2 protein-coding genes and 1 pseudogene are annotated in these 1,984 nt (G+C 67.9%); all 3 read left to right on the forward strand.

Annotated elements, in window-relative coordinates; genetic code table 11:
• Window positions 1–355, forward strand: a 355-nt coding sequence (ybeY, locus tag VIR09_RS31125; protein ID WP_332016376.1) for an rRNA maturation RNase YbeY, incomplete at its 5' end; no start/stop codon positions are given.
• A gap of 153 nt (window positions 356–508) precedes the next feature.
• The gene (locus tag VIR09_RS31130; protein WP_332016377.1) at window positions 509–1,396 is read left to right on the forward strand and encodes an HlyC/CorC family transporter; all 888 of its coding nucleotides are present in this window, start codon (window positions 509–511) and stop codon (window positions 1,394–1,396) included.
• A pseudogene (locus VIR09_RS31135) lies at window positions 1,393–1,984 on the forward strand (apolipoprotein N-acyltransferase); the annotation flags it as partial. The gene VIR09_RS31130 and the pseudogene VIR09_RS31135, both read left to right, overlap by 4 nt.

Genomic DNA, 1,984 nt, shown 5'->3' on the forward strand with positions numbered 1-1,984 from the left:
GGCGTTCTCGGCCGCGGAGCTCAGCCTGCGCCTGGTCGGCGCGGCCGAGGGCCGGCGCCTGAACCGCGACTTCCGCGGCCGCGACTACGCCACCAATGTGCTGACCTTCGAGTACGGTGTGGATCCGCTGGGGGTTGCGCGCGGCGACATCGTCATGTGCGTGCCGGTGCTGGTGCGCGAGGCCCGCGAACAGCGCAAGGCCCTGCTGGACCACGCCGCGCACCTCACCATCCACGGCGTGCTGCACGCGCTGGGCTACGACCACATCAAGGCCCGCGACGCCAAGCGCATGGAAGCCCTGGAGACCGCCACCCTGGCCGACATGCGCATCGCCGATCCGTACGTGGCAGCCTGACTCTGCCCCTCGGGTCAACCCTGAGAGGATGCCGCGAAATGGCGGCCTGCAAGGCGCAGATGGCGGCGGTTCCCTTCATTTAACGGGCCGTCGTTACAAATTGCAGGCCAGTATCGGTTATGCTGGCCCCTCCATAACTTGTCCTCCCGGACGATGTCTGACCCTTACCCTGCTCCCGAAGCGACTCCTGCTCGCTCAGCCAAACCCGCCACCAAATCCCTTCTAGACCGCCTGCTTTCCCTTGTGCGCCGCCAGCCCGAGGACCGCGAAGGCATCAAGGCCGTTCTGGAAGCCGCGCACGAACGCCAGCTGCTCGACGCGGAATCCTACAAGATGATCAAGGGCGCGCTCGCCGTGTCCGAAGGCACCGTGGGCGACATCATGGTCCCGCGTTCGCGCATGGACCTGCTCGACGTCACGCAGCCCATTCCCTACCTGGTGGCCTCGGTCATCGAGACCGCCCATTCGCGCTTCCCCGTGTACGAGGGCGACCGCGACAACATCATCGGCATCCTGCTGGCCAAGGATCTGCTGCGCTGCATGCTGGAACCCGGCATCGAAGTGCGCACGCTGGTGCGGCCCGCCGTCTTCATCCCCGAATCCAAGCGCCTGAACGTGCTGCTGCACGAGTTCCGCGCCAGCCGCAACCACCAGGCCATCGTCATCGATGAGCATGGCGGCATTTCCGGCCTGGTCACGATGGAAGACGTGCTGGAACAGATTGTCGGCGACATCGAGGACGAGTTCGACGAAACCGAGGAAGACTCCATCTTCCCCGAAGGCGAGAACCAGTGGCGCGTCCTCGCGGCCACCGATATCTCGCACTTCAACGAAGTATTCGGCTGCCAACTGCCCGACGACGAGTACGACAGCGTCGGCGGCTGGATGGGCGGACAGCTGGGCCGCATCCCGCGCCGCGGCGACACCGCCGAATTCGACGGCCTGCGCCTGGAAGTGGCCCGCGGCGACGCGCGCCGCGCCATCTGGCTGCGCGTCAAGCGCAATGCCGCGCCACAAGTCTCCCCTCCTTCCGACGAATGACCCAGTCCTCGCGCAGCCGTATCCTGCGCGGCGCCGCCGGCCTGGTGCTGGCGGGCGCCGCGCACGCCCTGACTTTCTCACCCGGGCCCTTGCCGGATTGGGCGCTGGCGGTTACCCAGGTCCTGATGCTGGCCATCGCCGCGCGCGTGACCCTGTATGCGCCTTCGGCGAAACAGGCCTGGTTGCGCGGCTGGCTGTTCAGTTTCTCCAGCTACGCGCTGGGCCTGTACTGGATCTTCATCAGCCTGCACCGCTACGGCGACCTGGCCGCGCCGCTGGCCGTGGCCGCGGTGCTGGCGCTGTCGGCCTTCCTGGCCCTGTTCCCGGCCACGGCCAGCGCGCTGGCGCGCCGCTACGCGCCATTGGAACCGGACTCTCCGCCTGCCCGCATCCTGTCAGGCACGCTGGCCTGGGCCGCGATGTGGGCGGCGTTCGAATGGCTGCGCGCCGTGCTGCTGACGGGCTTCCCCTGGCTCAACATCGGCTATGCCCAGGTCGACAGTCCTATCGCGGGCTGGGCGCCGCTGCTGGGCGTGCACGGCATGGCCTTCCTGGCCGCCTTCGTCGCCGCGGCCCTGGCTAGCCTGT

It is taken from the genome of Achromobacter sp., from assembly GCF_036567245.1.
GTDB lineage: Bacteria > Pseudomonadota > Gammaproteobacteria > Burkholderiales > Burkholderiaceae_B > Achromobacter.

Excerpts from the sequence above, each read along its gene's own strand:
- VIR09_RS31130 (WP_332016377.1), top strand. The coding sequence starts at position 509 with ATGTCTGACCCTTACCCTGCTCCCGAAGCGACTCCTGCTCGCTCAGCC.